This window comes from Streptomyces sp. NPDC058469, from assembly GCF_042721125.1.
GTDB lineage: Bacteria > Actinomycetota > Actinomycetes > Streptomycetales > Streptomycetaceae > Streptomyces.
Genome location: NZ_JBHXME010000190.1, coordinates 1 through 19,500, shown reverse-complemented (window position 1 = coordinate 19,500; position 19,500 = coordinate 1). Strand labels below are relative to the sequence as shown.

13 protein-coding genes and 4 pseudogenes are annotated in these 19,500 nt (G+C 68.5%); 5 read left to right on the top strand and 12 right to left on the bottom strand.

Going from position 1 to position 19,500, the window contains the following annotated elements:
* The first annotated feature begins 110 nt into the window (after positions 1 to 110).
* From ACFWP5_RS45575 to ACFWP5_RS45560, 4 genes are all read left to right on the top strand, one after another.
* Positions 111 to 896, top strand: coding sequence for an IclR family transcriptional regulator (locus ACFWP5_RS45575; protein WP_384170980.1), 786 nt, complete (start codon positions 111 to 113; stop codon positions 894 to 896).
* A 133-nt stretch (positions 897 to 1,029) separates the two neighbouring features.
* Positions 1,030 to 3,093, top strand: a complete 2,064-nt coding sequence (locus ACFWP5_RS45570; RefSeq protein ID WP_384170978.1) for an FAD-dependent oxidoreductase — start codon at positions 1,030 to 1,032, stop codon at positions 3,091 to 3,093.
* A 47-nt stretch (positions 3,094 to 3,140) separates the two neighbouring features.
* Complete coding sequence (locus ACFWP5_RS45565; protein ID WP_384170976.1) at positions 3,141 to 4,442, top strand: aromatic ring-hydroxylating dioxygenase subunit alpha; 1,302 nt, start codon at positions 3,141 to 3,143, stop codon at positions 4,440 to 4,442.
* Positions 4,439 to 5,473, top strand: a complete 1,035-nt coding sequence (locus ACFWP5_RS45560) for a 2Fe-2S iron-sulfur cluster-binding protein (RefSeq protein WP_384170974.1) — start codon at positions 4,439 to 4,441, stop codon at positions 5,471 to 5,473. Before ACFWP5_RS45565 ends, ACFWP5_RS45560 begins: the two co-directional genes overlap by 4 nt.
* 63 nt (positions 5,474 to 5,536) lie before the next feature.
* On the opposite strand, the gene ACFWP5_RS45555 is transcribed toward ACFWP5_RS45560, so the two are convergent.
* The 7 genes and pseudogenes from ACFWP5_RS45555 to ACFWP5_RS45525 all read right to left on the bottom strand — a co-directional run bounded on the left by ACFWP5_RS45555 (position 5,537) and on the right by ACFWP5_RS45525 (position 12,199).
* Positions 5,537 to 6,046, bottom strand: coding sequence for an O-acetyl-ADP-ribose deacetylase (locus ACFWP5_RS45555; protein ID WP_384170972.1), 510 nt, complete (start codon positions 6,044 to 6,046; stop codon positions 5,537 to 5,539).
* Positions 6,043 to 7,452: pseudogene (locus ACFWP5_RS45550) on the bottom strand (phytoene desaturase family protein). The gene ACFWP5_RS45555 and the pseudogene ACFWP5_RS45550 overlap by 4 nt, the downstream one beginning before the upstream one ends.
* A 172-nt stretch (positions 7,453 to 7,624) precedes the next feature.
* Complete coding sequence (locus tag ACFWP5_RS45545; RefSeq protein ID WP_384170970.1) at positions 7,625 to 8,467, bottom strand: inositol monophosphatase family protein; 843 nt, start codon at positions 8,465 to 8,467, stop codon at positions 7,625 to 7,627.
* 117 nt (positions 8,468 to 8,584) lie between these two features.
* On the bottom strand, positions 8,585 to 10,384 hold the full coding sequence (locus ACFWP5_RS45540; protein WP_384170968.1) for a gamma-glutamyltransferase family protein: 1,800 nt from the start codon (positions 10,382 to 10,384) through the stop codon (positions 8,585 to 8,587).
* Between the two features lie 49 nt (positions 10,385 to 10,433).
* A pseudogene (locus ACFWP5_RS45535) lies at positions 10,434 to 10,658 on the bottom strand (integrase); the annotation flags it as partial.
* Positions 10,659 to 10,848: 190 nt separating this feature from the next.
* Positions 10,849 to 11,352, bottom strand: a pseudogene (locus ACFWP5_RS45530) (histidine phosphatase family protein); the annotation flags it as partial.
* Between the two features lie 65 nt (positions 11,353 to 11,417).
* Positions 11,418 to 12,199 (bottom strand): annotated as a pseudogene (locus ACFWP5_RS45525) (IS5 family transposase).
* A 702-nt stretch (positions 12,200 to 12,901) separates the two neighbouring features.
* Here ACFWP5_RS45525 and ACFWP5_RS45520 point away from each other — a divergent pair.
* Positions 12,902 to 13,645 carry a transposase family protein gene (locus ACFWP5_RS45520; RefSeq protein ID WP_384170966.1) on the top strand — a complete coding sequence of 248 codons (744 nt, stop codon included), beginning with the start codon at positions 12,902 to 12,904 and terminating at the stop codon, positions 13,643 to 13,645.
* Positions 13,646 to 13,684: 39 nt separating this feature from the next.
* Here the strand turns inward: ACFWP5_RS45520 and ACFWP5_RS45515 are convergent, their stop codons facing one another.
* The 5 genes from ACFWP5_RS45515 to ACFWP5_RS45495 form a co-directional block, all read right to left on the bottom strand.
* A complete protein-coding gene (locus tag ACFWP5_RS45515; RefSeq protein ID WP_384170964.1) occupies positions 13,685 to 14,587 on the bottom strand; it encodes a hypothetical protein in 903 nt (300 codons plus the stop codon).
* Between the two features lie 594 nt (positions 14,588 to 15,181).
* A complete protein-coding gene (locus ACFWP5_RS45510) occupies positions 15,182 to 15,661 on the bottom strand; it encodes a hypothetical protein (RefSeq protein WP_384170962.1) in 480 nt (159 codons plus the stop codon).
* A 292-nt stretch (positions 15,662 to 15,953) separates the two neighbouring features.
* Complete coding sequence (locus ACFWP5_RS45505; protein WP_384170960.1) at positions 15,954 to 16,247, bottom strand: DUF1330 domain-containing protein; 294 nt, start codon at positions 16,245 to 16,247, stop codon at positions 15,954 to 15,956.
* Between the two features lie 148 nt (positions 16,248 to 16,395).
* Positions 16,396 to 16,956 (bottom strand): carboxymuconolactone decarboxylase family protein, encoded by a 561-nt coding sequence (locus ACFWP5_RS45500; protein ID WP_384170959.1) that lies wholly within the window; start codon positions 16,954 to 16,956, stop codon positions 16,396 to 16,398.
* Between the two features lie 1,821 nt (positions 16,957 to 18,777).
* Entirely contained in the window at positions 18,778 to 19,329 is a 552-nt protein-coding gene (locus ACFWP5_RS45495) for an RHS repeat-associated core domain-containing protein (RefSeq protein ID WP_384170982.1), read from the bottom strand.
* Positions 19,330 to 19,500: the final 171 nt, after the last annotated feature.

Here is a 19,500-nt window from a genome sequence, read left to right as displayed (position 1 = left end):
GGGCGGCGGGGGGGGCGGCCGCGGGCCCCCACCACCCCTCGTGACGCCCGTGGTGAACCAGGTGGCCAGAGGCTCGCGGGCGGCTCTTTCCGCTCGACTAACCTTCCGCCATGACCAGCAACGGAAGCCGCCCGCGCGATCACTCGGTGCAGTCCGTCGACCGGGCGGTGTCGATCCTGCAGGTGCTGGCCACACGGGGTCCCAGCGGCGTGACCGAGATCGCCGAGGAGCTGGGCGTCCACAAGTCGACCGTGTTCCGGCTGCTGGCGACCCTGGAGTCACGGGGCCTGGTCGAGCAGGACACCGAGCGCGGGCGGTACCGCATCGGGTACACGATGGTCGAACTCGCGGCCGGGGCAAGCACGGTGAGCGATCTGTCCCTGCTGAGCCGTCCCGTCTGCCAGGAACTGGCCGCGGCCGTGGGTGACACCGTGAACGTGGCGATCCATGACGGGCACGATGTGATCAGCATCGACCAGGCGATCGGCGCGGCGGCGATCACGACCATCGACTGGGTCGGCAGACGCACCCCGATGCACGCCACCGGGGCGGGCAAGCTCTTCATGGCGCACATGTCCCCCGACCAGGTCGCGGAGATCCTCGCGCGCGGGGTGGAGAAGTACACCCCGCACACCCTCGTCGACCCGGCGCCCCTCGCGGCCGCGTTGGAGACGATCCGCGCGCGGGGCTACGCCACCACCAGCGAGGAGCACGAGATCGGGCTGGCCGTCGTCGCCGCCCCGATCCGCGCCCTGGACGGCAAGGTCATCGCGGCCGTGACCCTGTCCGGACCGACCTTCCGCATCAACGAGGACACCGTTCCCGGTCTCGCGGAACAGGTGCTGGCGGCCGCCGCGAAGATCTCCTGGCGCCGGGGACACGTGAAACGCGGATGAGCGCTGCGCGCACGGCGAGTTAACACGGCGGGCTCTTGACGGGTGGGGATTCCCAGCTCCACCATTTGTCTCGTATCGCGGAGCTGTTTCGCATAGCGAAACCATCCGCTCGGAGCTCTCCTGAGGAGCTGCTGTGCCCTCACGCGTCCTGGATCCCCTGCTCCAGCCCTTCCGGCTCAAGCACCTCACCCTGCGCAACCGTGTGGTCAGCACCTCCCACGAACCGGCGTTCGGCGAGGACGGCCTGCCCAAGGACCGCTACCGGGCCTACCACGTGGAGAAGGCGCGGGGCGGGGTCGGTCTCACGATGATCGGCGGCTCGGCGGTGGTCTCGCCCGACAGCCCGCCGGCGTTCGGCAATCTGCTCCTGTACCGCGACGACATCGTGCCGTGGCTGCGCCGGCTCGCCGACGACGTGCACGAGGCCGGGGCCGCGGTGATGTGCCAGGTCACCCATCTGGGCCGCCGCACCAGCAACTTCACCGGCGACTGGCTCCCGGTGGTGTCCGCCTCGGCGCTGCGCGAACCCGCACACCGCGCCTTCCCGAAGGCCGCCGAGTCCTGGGACCTGGACCGGATCGTCGCCGACTACGCGGCCGCTGCTGTCCGTTGCCGGGAGGGTGGCCTCGACGGCATCGAACTGGAGGCGTACGGCCACCTGCTGGACAGCTTCCTGTCCCCCGCGACCAACCACCGCGACGACGAGTGGGGCGGCAGCCTGGAGAACCGCATGGCGTTTCCGCGCCGGGTGATCCGTGCCGTCCGCGAAGCCGTCGGCCCGGACTTCGTCGTCGGCATCCGGATGTCGCTCGACGAGGCGCGCCCCGGCGGCCTCGCCGGTCTCACCTTCGAGGAAGCGCTCACCGCCGCGGAGCGATACGCCGCCGACGGCATCGACTTCCTCAGCGTCATCCACGGCTCCATCGAGAGCGACGCGTCCCTGGCGAAGGCCATCCCGTCCATCGGCACCCCCCTCGGGCCGTATCTGGACTTCACCGGCGAGATCAAGCGACGCCTCTCCGTCCCGGTGATGCACGCGGCACGCATCGCCGACGTCGCCACCGCGCGGCACGCCCTGCGCGAAGGACTGCTCGATTTGGTCGGCATGACCCGCGCGCAGATCGCCGATCCGCACCTGGTCGCCAAGGTGCAGGCCGGCCAGGAGGACCGCATCCGGCCCTGCGTCGGGGCGAGTTACTGCCTCGACGCGATCTACGACTCCGGCGACACCAAGTGCATTCACAACCCGGCCGCCGGCCGCGAACTCCACGTACCGCACCTGATCTCCCCCACAATCGGCCGACGCAGGAAGGCAGTTGTCGTCGGAGGGGGCCCGGCCGGCCTGGAAGCGGCGCGCGTGCTCGGCGAACGCGGCCATGACGTCGTCCTGTTCGAGGCGGGCGACCGGCCCGGCGGGCAGATCAGGCTCGCCGCGTCCAACCCGCGCCGGGGCGACCTGATCCAGATCGCCGACTGGCGCCTCGCCGAGTGCAAACACCTCGGCGTCGACCTGCGCCTGGGCACGTACGCCGAGGCGGACGACGTCCTCGCCGAACGCCCCGACCTCGTGATCGTCGCCACCGGGGGCCTGCCCGACCGCAGCTTCCTCACCGCCGGCGAGGACCTGGTCTCCGACACCTGGGACGTGCTGACGGGCTCGCTGCGCCGGCCGCGCGGCGAGATCCTGGTCTACGACGACCACGGCGGCTACCCGGCGATGGACGCCGTGGAGGTCCTCACGGCGACGCCCGGCCTCCGGATCGAGTACGTCACCCCGGAGCGCACCCTCGCCCCCGACGTCGGCAGCATGAACTCCCCTGCCTACCTACGGGCGTTCGCGAAGCACGAGGTCACCACCACGCTCGCCCGGCGGCTGCGCTCCGTGCGCCGGACCGGGGACGGGCGGCTCGCCGCGACCCTTTACAGCGAGTACACCGAGGCCGAGACCGAGCGGACCGTGGACCACGTGATCGTGGAGCACGGGACCCTGCCGAACGACGAGCTGTACGTCGAACTCCTCCCCGGATCGACCAACCTCGGCGAGGTCGACCACCGCGCTCTCCTGGCGTACGAGGAGCAGGCGGTGGTCCGCAACGAGGCGGGCCGCTACCAGCTGTTCCGCATCGGCGACGCCGTGGCCGCCCGCACCGTCCACGCCGCGGTCTACGACGGGCTGCGGCTGTGTCTGCCGGTCTGAACTCCCCTGATCCCACGCCGACTTCCGAGTTCTGCCGGAGAGATGAGATGAACCCCGTGACAGTCGCAGCCGAGGTGTGCTCCCCCGCCGACCTCATTGCCCGACGACCTGCCGACCTCATTGGCCGACGACCCGTCGGACAGAGCCTCGAAGCCCCGTTCTACGTGGGCGAGGAGTTCTTCGACCTCGACATCGAGGCCGTCTTCGTCCGGCACTGGCTGTTCGTCGCCGCAGAGGCGGAGCTTCCCGAGGCGGGCGACTACGTGACGGTCACCATCGGGCCCTACTCGGTCATCGTGGTCCGCGACGACGACGAGGACGTACGGGCCTTCCACAACGTCTGCCGCCACCGCGGCGCGCGCATCCTCAACGAGGAGCGCGGCTCGGTGGGCAACATCGTCTGCGGGTACCACCGGTGGACGTACGGCGTGGACGGCAGGCTGCTGCACGCCGAGTCCCAGGCGCCCGGCTTCGACCCGTCGTGTTTCGGGCTGCGCACCGTGCACGCGCGCACGGTGGCCGGGCTGGTTTTCATCTGCCTGGCCGACGAACCGCCCGCCGACTTCGACGAGGTCGCCGCCCGCATCGAGCCGTACCTCGCACCGCACAACCTGGCCAAGGCGAAGGTCGCCACGCAGATCGACCTGGTCGAGAACGGCAACTGGAAGCTGACCATGGAGAACAACCGGGAGTGCTACCACTGCGTGGGCCACCCCGAGCTCCAGGCCTGCTACTTCCCCATCTACGGCTACCAGGAGCAGGACATCCCGCCCGCGCTGCGCCCCGCCTACGAGCGCTTCCAACGGGCCGACGCGGAGGCCCGCAAAACCTACGGCTCCTTGGGCCTGCCCTACGCCGCGATCGAGGAACTGGACACCCGCGCCACGGGTTTCCGCATCCAGCGCGAACCCCTCGACCTGGCCGGGGAGTCCTACACCCCGGACGGCACGGCCGCGTGCAAACGCCTGCTCGCCGACTTCCCCACGGCCCGCCTGGGCCGACTGTCCATGCACCTCCAGCCCAACTCCTGGTTCCATCTCATGGCCGACCACGCGATCACGTTCTCCACGATCCCGCTCGGACCGGACCGCACCCTCGTCCGCACCACCTGGCTCGTGCACGCCGACGCCGTGGAGGGGATCGACTACGACCTCGACACGCTGACGAAGGTGTGGAAGGCCACGAACGACCAGGACGCGGTGCTGGTGGCCCGCGCCCACCAGGGCATCAGCAGCCCGGCCTATCTGCCGGGCCCGTACGGCCCGACGGAGGAGCAGGTCGAGGCGTTCGTCAACTGGTACGTGACCCGGCTCGCGGCACACCTGTCACACCCGGAGCGGCAGCGATGACCGAGACCGAGGAACTACTCGTGTGCCGTCAGGTGCACCCGCTCACGCACGACGTCACCACGTTCGTGTTCGAGTACGCCGAGCCGCGGCTGTTCCGGCACGACCCGGGCCAGTTCCTGACTCTGGCCCTCGACATCGCCGGCCGACCGGTCCAGCGCTGCTACACCATCTCCTCGTCGCCCACCCGCCCCTTCCTGCTCTCGATCACGGTGAAGCGCATCCCGGGCGGACTCGTGTCGAACTGGCTGCACGACCATCTGCGGCCCGGCGGCACCGTGCGGGCGCACGGACCGCTCGGCGAGTTCACCACGGCCCGGCATCCGGCGCCCAAGTACCTGTTCCTGTCCGGGGGCGTCGGCGTGACGCCGTCGATGTCGATGACCAGGACGCTGTACGACTTGGCCGACCCCGCCGACGTGGTGTTCGTGCACAGCGCGCGCACCCCGGCGGACATCGTCTTCCGCCACGAACTCGACCTCATCGCCGCGACCGCGCCCAACATCCGGGTGGTCCACATCTGCGAGGAGGACCGCCCGTACGCCCCCTGGGGCGGATACCGCGGCCGGCTGACGATCGAGACGCTCCGGCAGGTCGCGCCGGACTTCCTCGAACGGGAGGTCTTCACCTGCGGTCCCGCCCCCTACATGGCCGCCGTACGGCACATGCTGTCGGACGCGGGCCTCGGCATGGACCACTACCACGAGGAGAGTTTCGCCTTCGAGACACCGGCCACGCGGGCCGACGCCTCGCGGGCCGCCACCACGGGTGCCGGTTTCAAGGTCGAGTTCACCCGCAGCGGACGCACCCTCGACTGCGACACCGACACCTCGCTCCTCGCCGCCGCGTCCCGGGCCGGCCTCAGCCTGCCGGCCTCGTGCGCCCAGGGCATGTGCGGTACGTGCAAGGCGACCCTGCTCTCCGGCTCCGTCGACATGCAGCACAACGGGGGCATCCGGCCACGCGAGATCACCCAGAACAAGATCCTGCTCTGCTGCTCGAAACCGCTGGAGGACGTCGTGATCGATGCGTGAGGAGACTCGCCACGCACTCCACGTGCGGCTCGGGTGAGTTGGGCGGGCCGACCCCGACCTCCGTCAGCGAACCTGCCGGCCGAACGCCTCGTACGCCGCCTCGTCGAAGAGCACGAACGTGACCTCCTCGACCGACGTCTCCGCCGCCCGCACCGTCTCTACGGCGATGCGGGCCGCGTCGTCCATCGGCCAGCCGTAGATCCCGGCCGAGACGGCGGGGAACGCGACCGTGCGGGCGCCGAGTTCGTCGGCGACGCGGAGGGACTCCCGGTAGCAGGAGGTGAGCAGGTCCGAGCGGTCCTCCTCGCGGGAGTACACCGGTCCCACCGTGTGGATCACCCACCGCGCGTCCAGTTCGCCCGCCGTCGTCGCGACCGCCTGGCCGGTGCGCAGGCCCTTGCCGTAGTGCGAGGCCCGGAGCTTTCGGCAGTCCTCCAGGATCGCGGGGCCGCCTCGGCGGTGGATCGCGCCGTCGACTCCTCCGCCGCCCAGGAGGGAGGAGTTGGCCGCGTTGACGATCGCGTCGGCGGTCTGACGGGTGATGTCGCCCCGGACGAGGGTGACGGTGGTCATGACTGCCTCAGTCTTCGCCAGACGGCCTTCGCCGCGTTGTGTCCTGACATGCCGTGCACACCGGGGCCGGGCGGAGTGGCCGAGGAGCAGATGAAGACGGCCGGGTGCGGGGTGCCGTACGGGGAGAGGGAGAGTTTGGGGCGCAGCAGGATCTGGAGTCCGGAGACCGCGCCGGTGCCGATGTCGCCGCCCACGTAGTTGGCGTTGCGGGCGGCGAGTTCGGGCGGGCCCGCCGTCGCCCGGGCGAGGACGCGGTCGCGGAAACCCGGGGCGAAGCGCTCCAGTTGGCGTTCCAGGGCGTCCGTGAGGTCGCCGGTCCAGCCGCTGGGGACATGGCCGTAGGCCCAGAAGACCTGTTTGCCGGCCGGGGCCCTGGTGGGGTCGACGATGCTGGGCTGCACGGTGATCATGAACGGCCGGTCGGGGGCGCGGTTCTCGCGGGACGCGGCGCGCAGGGCGGCGCCGATCTCCGTGCTGTCGGCGCCGATCTGCACGGTGCCGGCGGTGCGCGCCTCCTCGGCGGTCCAGGGCACCGGGCCGTCCAGGGCGTAGTCGATCTTGAAGACGCCGGGGCCGTACCGGTAGTTCTCGTAGTAGTTGCCGAAGCCCGCGATCTTCGCCAGGGCCGTGGGCGAGGTGTCGAAGACGTAGGCGCGGGCCGGGGGGAGGTCGTCGAGGCGCTTGACCTCGTAGTCGGTGTGGATCTCGCCGCCGAGGTCCTTCAGGTAGGCGGCCAGGGCGTCCGAGATGGACTGGGAGCCGCCGCGGGCCACCGGCCAGCCACGCGCGTGCGCCGCGAGGGCGAAGACCAGGCCGATCGCGCCGGTGGCTAATACTCAGAGTGGGGCCATGACATGGCCGACCAGTCCGGCGAACAGGGTCTTGGCGCGCTCGTCCCGGAAGCGGCTGGTCAGCCAGGTCGACGGGGGCAGCCCCGCCAGGCCGAAGCGGGCGAGGGTGACCGGGTCGCGCGGCAGCGCGGTGCGCGGCAGGGACATGAAGTCGCGGACCAGCGTGTCCCACTTGGGGAGGAAGGGCTCAACCAGCCTGCGGTACGTCCCCGCGTCCCGCGGTCCGAACGAGGCGGCCGTCTCCGCGACCGACCGCGACAGCACGGACGCGCTGCCGTCGGTGAAGGGATGCGCCATGGGCAGCTCGGGGTGCAGCCACTCCAGGCCGTACCGCTCCAGGGGCAGGGCGCGGAACGCCGGCGAGTTGATTCCGAGCGGGTGCGCCGCCGAGCAGGGGTCGTGCCGGAAGCCCGGGAGGGTGAGCTCCTCGGTGCGGGCGCCTCCGCCCACGGTGTCCCGTGCCTCGAACACGGCCACGGAGAAGCCGCGCCGGGCCAGCTCCACGGCAGCCGTCAGTCCGTTCGGCCCCGCACCCACCACGACCGCATCGAGCATCGACGGCACCTTCGGACCCCTTCGTCAGCCGATGGCCACCAGGGCCTGTCGTCAAATTCCCGCCTGTCCCACCGGGCGAACGACGGGAATTTGACCACAGGCCCTGGCATCAGGATATGCCGCGGGACTGACACTCCCGGGGCCGGCCGTCCAGGTGAGCGGAACCGTGACCCTACGACGCCCTCAGCAGCTCCATCACGCGCCGGGCCGTCGCCGCGTCCCTGGCCGCCGTGAACGGCAGCGCGTTGCCCCCGGTGATGCGGAACGGCTCCCCCGTGAGCGTGAGGTGGGCGCCGCCCGCCTCCTCGACGAGGAGCAGGCCCGCCGCATGATCCCAGGCCGCCTCCCAACTGAAGGCAGTGGCATCCAACTCGCCCCGGGCGAGGGCGAGATACTCCAGGCCGGCCGAGCCGCACGGGCGCGTGCGCACACCGTCCGCCCACAGGCCGAGCAGGGCGCGCTTCTGTGCGTCCGTCGTGTAGTCCGGGTGGGAGGTGGCCACTTCCAGGTCACGGGCGGGGTCCGGAGCGCCGGAGCGCAGCCGTACGCCGTCGAGGAATGCGCCGCCGCCCCGCACGGCCGTGGCGAGTTGGTCGCGGGCGGGCGCGTAGGTCCAGGAGGCGAGCAGCTCCCCGTGCCGGGCGAGCGCGACCAGCGTGCAGAAGCCGGAGTCGCCGTTCACGAACTGGCGGGTCCCGTCGACCGGGTCGACGATCCAGACCGGGGCGTCGCCCTGTATCGCCTCGTACGTCTCCGGGTCGGCGTGCACCGCTTCCTCGCCGACCACGACGGAGCCGGGCAGGAGGGAGCCGAGCACCTTCGTCAGATACCGCTCGGCGTTGCGGTCGGCGTCCGTGACCAGGTCGTGCGGGCCGCTCTTCTGGTCGATCTCGTGCGCGGCGAGCTGCCGGAAGCGGGGCATGATCTCGGCGGCCGCCGCGTTGCGGATGGCTTCTTCGACGTCGGCCGTGTGCTGTACGAGAAACTCGTCGATGGTTTCGGTGTCTTCGATCATTCCTCCATGAGAGCACGCGTCACTGACAATCCCCACCCGCCCGGTGCACACCGGGTGGAATCACCATGAACACCCGGAGCCGTGGATCACCGGCAGCGGGCGCCTCCGACAGGGAGGTCAGCGCCCCACGGCGTACCCCTGCATGCCCCGCGGATTCGCCGCCGCCGACAGGATTCCGGCCGCCGGGTCCCGGGCGACCGCGCACAGCCGCCCCTCCGACCAGGCGTCCCCGACGGTCACGTCATGTCCGCGTCGCCGCAGTTCCTCCACCACTGCCTCGTCCATGCGGGCCTCGACGGTGACGCTCCCGGGCCGCATGCCGCGCGGGTAGAAGGAGCCGGGGAAGCCGTCGTTGTGCCAGTTCGGGGCGTCGATCGCGCCCTGGAGGTCGAGGCCGCCGCGTGCCTTCGCGCGCGTGGCGACCGCCAGGAAGAAGTGCAGTTGCCACTGGTCCTGCTGGTCCCCGCCGGGCGTGCCGAACGCCAGGACCGGTACTCCGTCGCGCAGGGCGACCGACGGGGTGAGCGTGGTGCGCGGACGGCGGCCCGGGGCAAGGGAGTTGGGCAGGCCGGGCTCCAGCCAGGCCATCTGGAGCCGGGTGCCCAGGGGGAAGCCCAGCTCGGGCACCACGGGGTTGGACTGCAGCCAGCCGCCGCTGGGCGTGGCCGCGATCATGTTGCCCCAGCGGTCGACGACGTCGAGGTGGCAGGTGTCGCCACGGGTACCGCCGTCGGCGGCGACCCGCGCGACGGTCGGCTCCCCCGCCCCCATCGGGTCGAAGCCGGACTCCTTGGGCGCCACCACGCGCGCGTGCTCGCACAGGCGCGGCGCGCGCCCTCCGGGACTGCCGGGCCGCAGCTCGTACGACGCCTTCTCGCCGATCAGCTCCCGCCGCGCCGCGTTGTAGTCCGCCGCCAGCAGCTCCCCCAGCGGTACGGCGTCCGGGTCGGCGTCCCCGTACCAGGCCTCCCGGTCGGCCATCGCGAGCTTGCAGCCCTCGATCAGCAGATGGACGTAGTCGGCGGACCCGTAGGCCGGCAACTCGGCCGGGAGCAGCGCCAGTTGCTGGAGGAAGACCGGGCCCTGGCTCCACGGGCCGGCCTTGCACAGGGTCCAGCCGTTCCAGTCGTACGTCGCCGGTGCCTCGTAGGACGCGGACCAGGAGGCCAGGTCGGCGGCCGTGAGTGTGCCGGTGTGGCGCTCGCCGCTGGTGTCCATGGTGGGCCGCCCGGACTGCCGTACGAGGGCCTCGGCGATGAACCCGCACCGCCACCCCTCACGCGCCGCCTCGATCTGGGCCTCCCGGTCCCCCGCCCCGGCGACCTCGGCGAGGAGCCGCCGCCAGGTGGCGGCGAGGGCGGGGTTGCGGAACAGCTCGCCGGGCCGGGGCGCCTTCCCGCCGGGCAGGTACACGTCCGCCGACGAGGTCCACTCCGTCTCGAACAGCTCCCGTACGGCCTCCACGGTCGCCCCGACGTTCTCCACGCACGCGTGCCCGTCCTCGGCGTACCCGACGGCGTACTTCAGGACGTCGGCCAGGGACTTCGTGCCGTGGTCGCGCAGGAGCAGCATCCAGGCGTCGAAGGCGCCGGGGACGGCCGCCGCGAGGGGTCCCGTACCGGGTACGAGATCCAGACCGAGTCCCCTGTAGTGCTCGATCGTCGCGCCCGCGGGTGCGACGCCCTGGCCGCACAGCACCCGCACGTCGCCACCCGCCGGGGCGAGGAGGATGGGCACCTCACCGGCGGGTCCGTTGAGGTGCGGCTCCACGACGTGCAGCACGAACGCACCGGCGACGGCGGCGTCGTACGCGTTACCGCCGTCCTCCAGGACGGCCATCGCCGACTGCGAGGCCAGCCAGTGGGTGGAGGACACCATGCCGAAGGTGCCCTGGAGCGTGGGGCGGGTGGTGAACATACGGGCTCTCACCTCGATGTTTCCGCGTATCGGCCAAACCGATGGGCGCTCAGGATCGGTCCTGGGGAGAATCTGGGGAGTTCGGGCCGGAGCTCTCCTCGGTCCGCTCCCCCAGCAGGCTATCGATCGCCCTGCGCCCCTTCTTCCCCGCCTCCGGCATGAAGTGGGCGTAGTGGTCGAGGGTGATGGTCGGCGACGAATGCCCCAGCCATTTGCCGAGGGATACGACCGACTCTCCTGCCTCCAGTACGAGGGATGCGTATGTGTGCCTCAGAGCTCGTAACAGGATCTTGCTGAGGTGCCCTGGTCGGGCGTGGCCGAGGTGATGGTTCACGGTTGAGCGGAGTCGAGATGGCGGGTTCGCCAAGGCTGACGATTTGGCGGTTGTGGAAGAAGTCGTCTTCGCGCAGCGTGGTGATACTGCCGGAGGGCGCCCGGAAGCCGGCATAGCCGACCGACTCGATCGGCATCTTGATCCAGGACGCCATGATGAACGTCAGAGAGCCACCATGCGTCACGAGAATCTGGTGTTGGCACGGACGCTGCAGGATGTCATCCATGGCCGCATAGATTCGCTGCACCCACGTTGCCTTGGTCTCGGCGCCCTCCACGCCCTCATCGTGGTCGAGGCGCTCCCCATGAACCGGTGGCGGCACGAACCTCCGGTCCAGCCACTCCTGCGGCCTTCCCTCCGCTACCCCGTAAGACTTTTCCCGCAATCTGTGATCCAGGATCGGCCTCACGCTGGACAGCTCGGCGACCTCGTCGGCTGTCCGACGGGTGCGCTGTAGATCCGATGTGAACGGCTCTGCTTCGGCACCGTCTGGAACTCGGGCTCGCAGCTCATTGGCAATCGCGGCCGCCGCGCGGATACCTGCAGACGTCAGCTTCGAATCGTGCCATCCGCCGACGACTTCCTCGACGTGGTGTGTCGCCTCCGGATGGGTGACGACGTAGAGAGTGCGCATGAGAGCCTGGCTTTCGTGTGAATGGCGTCCTGCTGATCGTGGCCCGCAACCCTGGCCGAACGCGATCACGATCCGGCCTCCTTGAGTCGCCTCCAGCAGATGAGGCTGCAGCCCAACGAGACGAAAGCGTCGTGGAGTTCGAGGCGTCGTTCCCAGCGGACAGCGAGGCGTTTGAACTGGTGGAGCAGGGCGAAGGTCTGCTCGACGACGTAACGCAGCTTGCCCAGGCCCTTGATGTTGGGGGCGCCCTCGCGGGAAATCACCGGCACGATCCGACGCCGCCGCAGCTCACGTCGCACGGCCTTCGAGTCGTACGCCTTATCACCCAGGACGCACTCGGGCGGCCGGCCGGGCCGACCGGCGACGGACGGGATGCCGTCGACCAGGTCCAGTGTCTGGGTGATGTCGTTGACGACGGCGGCGGTCGTGATGACGTGCGGTGGCGTGCCCCTGCCATCGCAGATCAGATGGTGTTTGCTGCCAGTTTTCCGCCGGTCGACAGGCGACGGGCCGGTCTCGGCACCCCTTTTTTCGCGCGGACATGGGAGCCGTCCACGCACGCGCGCGACCAGTCGAGTTCGCCGGCGGCGTTCAGTTCGGTGAGCAGGGGTCGGTGCAGTTGCTCGAAGACGCCGGCCCTCTGCCAGCGGTCCAAGCGCCGCCAGCACGTCTATCCGGAGCCGAACCCCAGCTCCAGAGGCAGGAGTTGCCAAGCGATGTCCTGGTGCGAGACGTACAGGATGCCCTGCAGACAAAACCGGTCCGGCACCGGCTTCAGCCCTGGCGACCTTTCGGGCCAGGGCGGCAGCAGCGGTTCGATCCGCGCCCACAAGTCGTCGTCCACGATCCACGGCCGAGTCGTCACACGACACGAACGGCTGGATCATCACATCGGTCACGCCCGACCAGGGCACCTCAGCAAGATCCTGTTACGAGCTCTCAGCACATGGAACCGGTCCTTCGGGGCCGCTTGCCATTGCCACGGTTTCGCCCCCTTCGCCCGTGGGGGGATGATGCCCGCCTTGGCCAGCGCCGCCTTCCAGATCTCCGTGTTCCACGTATTGGCCGCGATCGCGTTCCCGTACTTCGTCGTCAGCACGAGGCCGAACTTCTTTCGCTCCCGGTCAGGTTCAGGACCGCCCCACGGAAGCTCAACCTTGCTCCCCGGGTAGACCCTGGTGTGCCTCACCAGCTCGTCAGCCACGGAACGCGGCATGTCTACGACGCGTGTTTTCCCGCCCTTTGGAAGCGTGAAGTACTTGCGGCCATTCAGTATTTGCACCTGCCGCCGGACGCGAAGTACCCCGCGCCGGTGGTCAACGTCCTCCAGGCTGAGACCGAAAACCTCACCTTGGCGCAGACCGCACCCCACCCCCAGAACCACCGCTATACGGTGCCTCTGGCTGATCCCATCACGTACCTTTCGAGCTACTGAGCTGTTTCAGAGTGGCCACTGATCGGGTGACGACGCCGTCGCCCGCAACGGACAAGGCTCCTGTGCCGTTGAGTGAGGTGTTCGACGTCTCAACTCATTGGCGCAGGAGCCTTGTTGGTTCCCTATCCTGCCGCACTCGACCTGCTTCATGCCCTGGTCGAGTGGGTCACCATGCTCATCGTCACCCGTGAGGGTGACCGCCGTTGCAAGCTCGCGCCGCACCAGCGTGCGCTGGTAGGCCTGGTGTACCTGCGCCGACACGACACCCTCGCCCAGCTCGCGGCCGGCTTCGGCATTTCCGTCGGCACCGCGCACGCCTACACGACAGCCGTCGTCGACCTGCTCGCCGGCCGCGCGCCCGGCCTGCTGCGCGCCCTGCGCGAGGCCGACCCGGACGTCCTGGTGGATGGCACGCTTGCGGAGTGCGACCGGGTCGGCGACAGCCGGGCCGACTTCTCCCACAAGCACCGCCGACACGGGGTGAACGTGCAGGTGGTGACCGATCCGCACGGGGAGGTGCTGTGGATCTCGCCCGCACTGCCCGGCCGCACACACGACCTCACCGCCGCCCGCACCCACCGGATCATCCGGATCTGCGAACGCCAGGGCATCCCGGTCCTCGCCGATCGTGCCTATATGGGAGCCGGCCCATGGGCGACCACGGCCCTCAGACGCCCGCCGGGCCGCGGGCTCACACCCACTCAACAGACCGTCAACCGTGCCCTGTCCGCGGCCCGGGCACCGGTCGAGCGCGGCATCGCACGACTGAAGTCGTGGCGCATCTTCCGCAGATCCCGGTGCAGCCCGAATCGAATGACGTCAATCGCCGCCGTCCTCACCCTGGAGCGGCAACGCTGAAAGACCTCACTGAAAGACTGCATGTCGAGCCAGGTCTGGCTACCCGCCCGCGAAACGTGCTGCCAGGTCCATGGCCTCCTGGGTGAGTTTGATGTGCAGGCCGGCGTCGTCCTGGGTGGCGACCTGGGTAAAGCTGCCCTCGTGCCACCAGAACACCGAGGGGCTCAGCGTGCCCGGTGACTGCTCGAAGCCCATGGCGGCGAACCGGGCCATGGCGTGCAGCGAGGAGGCCACGTTCCTGTCGCGGACGACGTGGAAAGCGAGTTGGTGCCGGTGCGGCAGCGCGACCAGGATTCCGTCCGGCGCCGGTGCGTCCTTGGTGTAGCGGAGTACGACCTCGTCCAGAGCCAGGGCGAGGCTCGCGATGAAGTACGAGCCGCCCATCAGCACGTCGAAGTGGGAGCCGTCCTTGTCTCTGACCACCTTGTGCTTGTCAACGCGGACGGCTCGTAGGTTCTGGAACGCACGGTCCCGAAGGGCCGTGATGTCACCCAGGCTGGAGAGGGAGTCCGCGGTCAGCATGTCGACGGTTTCCGGGAGGTCGAGCGCCAGCACCTCCAACAGCCCCGGGACCGATGGGGGACCGTACCCGAAAGCCTTCAGGAGCGCGGGATCGCTGGGAATGAAGCGGAGGCAGAGCTGGGCCAGGAGCTGTTCGCGCGGCAGGGCCTTGAGAGCCTGAGGTCCATCCATCGACCGGATGACCCGGTCAACATGTTCGTCTACGAGCGCCCGCCAGCACCGGGGGCCGCGGCTGTCGTTGTGGCACACGGCCGCAAGATTGGAGAGGCCGAAGCGCCAGCCCGAGTCCGTGGTCACGCGGCCCGGTTCGACCGTTACTTCGATGCCGCGCTCCGCGAATGCCTCGCGGACGAAGGTACGCAACCGGGCAGCCTCCGCCTCGGACAGGAACGCGAACTCCCCGTCGCGCGGCAGGTCCATCCCATCACGACGCTCTCCGCGCCGAATTATCCCACCAGGTCCCCAATCGCTCGAAGATGCGGATCATAGCCGCGACCGGCCCAGGCACCTTCTTCAGGTATGCACGCCCCGGTAGGGGGCCTGGACACCGACGGATCCTCGATATCCCTTCCTGGTGGCCTGCTCCCACGCCAGGAGCCAGATCACCTGAGTCGACGAGCGAAACGGACCAGATCATCAGAGATTCCGACCAGACCGACTGAGACGGGACAATGGGAGTCCTGGTCTTCCTTATGGTCGTCGTTGTCCTGGGCCATCGAAGTTTGAGCGCGTGCCGTCGAAGGTTGAGCGATGCCGCCGGGGGCCATCACCCACGGCGGCACCAGGTCCCCCTGGTGGCGACAGCATCCCCGCTCCCGGGAAAACGGGCAGTCCGGGGTGACCGCGTTTCCTGCGGAGCCACATCAGCGCTCTGGCCCTTCAACAGGTCAGCCTCCGCTGCCACCTGCCGACCATGAGCGCGATATCGATGGACACCATGTAGGCCCTCGGCGAGGCGTAACGCCACCCTTTCTTGCGCCTGGACGTGCGGCAGCACAGGGCAGACCCAGGCGGTCAGGGCACGGCGGTGGCGGCCTGACCGGTCGGGTGCGTGCCGTCGTAGGCGTAGACGTGGACCTCGACCGACGTGCCGGGCTTCGCCGGAACGAGGGAGAGCGCGACAACGCGGCCGGCGGCGTCCTTGGCGACCGTGCGCACCCGTACGGAGGAGGCGGGGGAGACGACGACCGTACGGCCGTGGGAGCAGTCGGTAGAGACGGAAACGACGCGGGGCGGCGGACCGCCGTCGTACCGGGCGGTGCGGGCAGGAAGCCGGGAGGCGGCCGGAGCGGCGGGCATGCCCCGGGTGGATCTGCTCAAAGACACCGTGCCGATCCCCTCGGCGCCGCTCCAGAACGTGATCCCGCACAGCTTCAGCGGAGGCGCGCCACTGCGGATGTCCGGCCCGGAACAGCCGGCGGCTCCGACGGCCACGAGAGCCAGGCAGACGGCCGACAGCGTGGTGCGACCACGGCGGCGCTGAGCTTGGGCCATCGGCGTCTCCTCGTACGGATCGGCGCTTCACGCGCGGCCGGTCCCTGCCGACCGTTAAGGAGACGCCGAAGGCACCGCTGACGTTCGTCCGCGCGAGGATCGCACACCACAGAAGCGGAACCGCGTTGACTACTGCTGCCGAAGCAGCCGGGACATCTCTAACCCTCCGCTTCCTTGTCGTCCAGGAATCGCAACGCGCGGTGCAGAGCCTCGCGGGCCGCCGTGATGTTGGGGCGCGGAGGGTAAGGCTTGTCCCGCAATGAACTTCAGTGAAGATCCGGCTGGACCTCGGTCAGTCGATGCCTTCGACGATGCGGAAGTCGCGCTCGACGCCGTCGGAGAGGGCGACCAGCGCCTCCTGGTAGGCCGCACTCTCGTGCGCCGCGACGGCCTGCTCGAAGCTGTCGAACTCGATCAGGACGGTGCGCTCGGTGACTCCGGCGTCATGCGCCACAACCCGACCGCCACGGGCGAGGACCCGACCGCCCCCGGCCTTGACGGCTGCAGGGGCCAGCTTGTTGTAAGCAGCCAGCTTCTCAGGGTCTGAAATGGTGCGGTAGGCGCTGACCCAGTAGCCCTTGGGCATGGAACCTCCAGTGTTGGGATGAGTGCATCTGACTTACGGGCTGGTCTCGGACGAACGTCGGCGGGCGAGAGCCAGGCTTGCCAGCGTCATGATCGCCATGGCGCCGATGCCGACCAGCGCCGCAGTGGTGGATGGGGGCGGAACGTAGTCACCGTGTGGGGAACGGGGCACCCCAGGACTCCTCTTCCAGGAGGAGCCCGTTGGCCAGATGGCTGATGGTTCGGTACCAGCCGATCAGTACGAGCAGTTCAAGTAATTGAGCCCCTTCGTAGTACATGCGCAGGGCGTCCCAGGCGGACTGTGTGAGCTGGGCCGTGTCGTTCAGTTCGTCAACCGCGTGGAGCAGTGCCGTGTGGCGTGGCGACCATGGAGCACGGACTGCCGCGTCGGGTTGGGTAGTTGCCCGGAGTTGCTCCAGGCTGAGTCCGGCCTGCGGCGCCAGGGTCGCGGCGTGGACGCCCCATTCATAAGCGCAAGCGGATCGCGCGGTCACGCGGGCGATGACGATCTCCCGGTCTATAGCGGGAAGGAGTCCACGGCCCAGCAGTCCGGCGCCGAGGGCGAACATTCGTGAGGCCAGCTCCGGGTTGCGGTGCAGTACGCGGAACAGAGCGAGTGGCTCGTGCGGCACACCCGGCGGCATCCATCGGCGGAGCGCCCGGTCGACGTCGGCGGTGTAGGGCGGGGTGAGCGGTTCAATGCGTGGCATCGCGACACCGCGTGCGTCCGGGCTGAGCCGACACTGTGAGGGCGTGACGGTGCCCGGCGACGGCATGCGCGCCCACAACTCGTCTTCGATCTCCCAGGGCCTGGCAGCGGTCTTCCTCGTCTCGACTGGCTCACACCCCCTTCGGCCAGCATCAACCAAAACTGGCACGCCGTCATTCCCGGAGATCCACAAGCCGCCTTTTGTTAGGAGTCGTTACTCACGGCCATTTCCAACGTCCGGGCAAAATCCGGCCTGTAGTGTTCCCGGTTACCGCTGCCGGATACCGCCAACTCCTGACCTGGGCACGCTCTTTCGGCGTCCTACGCCGAGCCGGTGTGGAATGCACCGGTTCTTACGGAGCGGCTCTGGCCCGCTTCCTGAGCAGGGAGAACATCCACGTCGTCGAGGTCAACCAACCCGACCGTGCCCTGCTGTCGCAAGCACGGCAAGACCGACGCCGTCGATGCGGAGGCCGCGGCCCGCGCAGTGCTGTCCGGACGCGCCGACGTCACGCCCATGACCGGCCAGGGGCCGGCCGCCGACATGCGCGTGCTCCGGCTGGCGAAGGAATCGGCAGTCAAGGCCCGCACACAGGCACCATCACCAGCCTTCCCCAGCCGACTCTGCCCGCACAGCCGGAAGAACCGCCGGCAGAGTTGGAACCATGCGGGGGTGGTGACCTGGCGATTCGGACCTCGCAACTACGGGCCGCTCACCGTTGGGTGATCAGCGAGCCAGTCCTGCAGTTCACCCTGGCGGAATTGATATGATGTACCCGATATTCGCAAAAGTCCTGCGCGGTAGGACCAATTGAGGAATGTGCGGAATTTTCACGGCAGGCGCTTGCGTGCGGACCAAATAAACACCATGTAGCGTCGCCCCGCCCCTGTGATGGCATAAAGGCCAATCGGGAAGCCTTAGGGAGTGCGTGCGTGCGGCATGCTCCCGATGCGTGCGACGAAGTGCCCTCCATCCGCACGGCAATGCCACCAGGCTGATGATTCTGCTTTGACCGGATGAACCCCTAGCTTATGCGTCGGACACTCCGGCCATACGAGCCAAAATCGGTCAGCAATCTCGTCCTGCACTTCTTCCGCGACAGCAACCAAAGAGTCGGCTGGATCATCCCCGGCTGCCACAGGAACTCCATTTCCACTGCTGAGAAGTGACTGGCCAGGCAAAGCTACCCTTGCCCTGGCTCCGTATTCTTCTTCGTCGAACCTCAGGTGCAGTCCGTCAACGAACCGGACTCCGGATAGGTCCGCTTGGACCCCCTGAAGTGCCATCTTAAGGTTATCGATCCGATGGGGCGCGAGTATGAAGCCGGGATCGAAATTAATGTCTTGTAGAAGCTCGGCCGCCAATCCTGCCGACTGAGGTCCTGAAAGATCAGCGGGCCTCGTTTCGATCAGCTGACGAACCGCTGGAGTTCCGTGACCCCAGTCAAAGAGGAAGCATGCGAGTTCTAGAGCAAGACTTGCTACCGGCCGCCCCTCTTGAAGGGCAACATATATTTTGCCACCGAGGTCGTCCATCGTGCGCTGGAATTCCCCTGTATCCACGCTTGCTCCCTATCGGTACTTGAGTTGCCGTTAGAAATGCTCGAATGGTCGCCCATTTTTTGGGAAACCCGCTGGGCCGGCCAGGGATTTTGCACCCTGGCCAGCCCAGCCGTTCAGCCGATCAGTAGATCAGTAGATCAGTAGAAGCTTCCTCCTCCGGAGAAGCTTTGGCCAATATTGAAAACGTACTCTCTACCGCCATACCAGGCGTCACCCTCTGCCATGAAGAATATCGAGTCGCTGGGGTCGGACCAGCATGTCATTCCGTAGCAGCGGAAGTACCCGCGCTTGTCGGGGGCGTAGCCATCATTTCCGTACCAGTTGGCATGGAATCCGTAGTCGCCCCACTCTGAGTGGTTGTAGCTGCCTCCGCCGAGTTTGACTCACCAGTCGTAGAGGTCCCATTTCCACCCGGCGGTGATTCGCGCACTTCTCCACCAGCCCCGGAAGGAGAGGTTCCACTGAGCGAGCATTTCATGTGCCGACTGGAGTCGCACATTCTCTTCAGTGTTACACAGTCGTATTTCGTGCATTGGCGAACTACGCGTTCCTTGATTCGCCGGCCGTCCAGATCCATGTTGTTCACGGGATCTTGGCCCGCGTATTCGTACGCGTTGGCGCTTCCGTCAGGTATTGGATCCGTCTGGAGGAATCGCCCGGTGACGGCGTCAAAGAGTCGCACGCCCATGAGGACGACTCTGTCGGGTGTGTCGGATGCCCGCTGCATGCTGCCGAGCCAGCCGTAGCGTGGAGAGTTGGTGGTGTTGCCGAATTCGTCGTAGGTGTAGGCGGTGGCTGTTGTGGTGCTGATGACGAGTGGAGTGACCCCCGAAATTCCGACACCTGGACGCTGGATGTTTCGTCATCCAGGGGAAGTGATCCATGGCGGCAAAGCGGAAGAATTACCCCCCGGAGTTCAAGCGGGACGCACTGGATCTCGTGCACTCCTCGAAGGACCGTTCCCTCACGGACATTGCCCGGA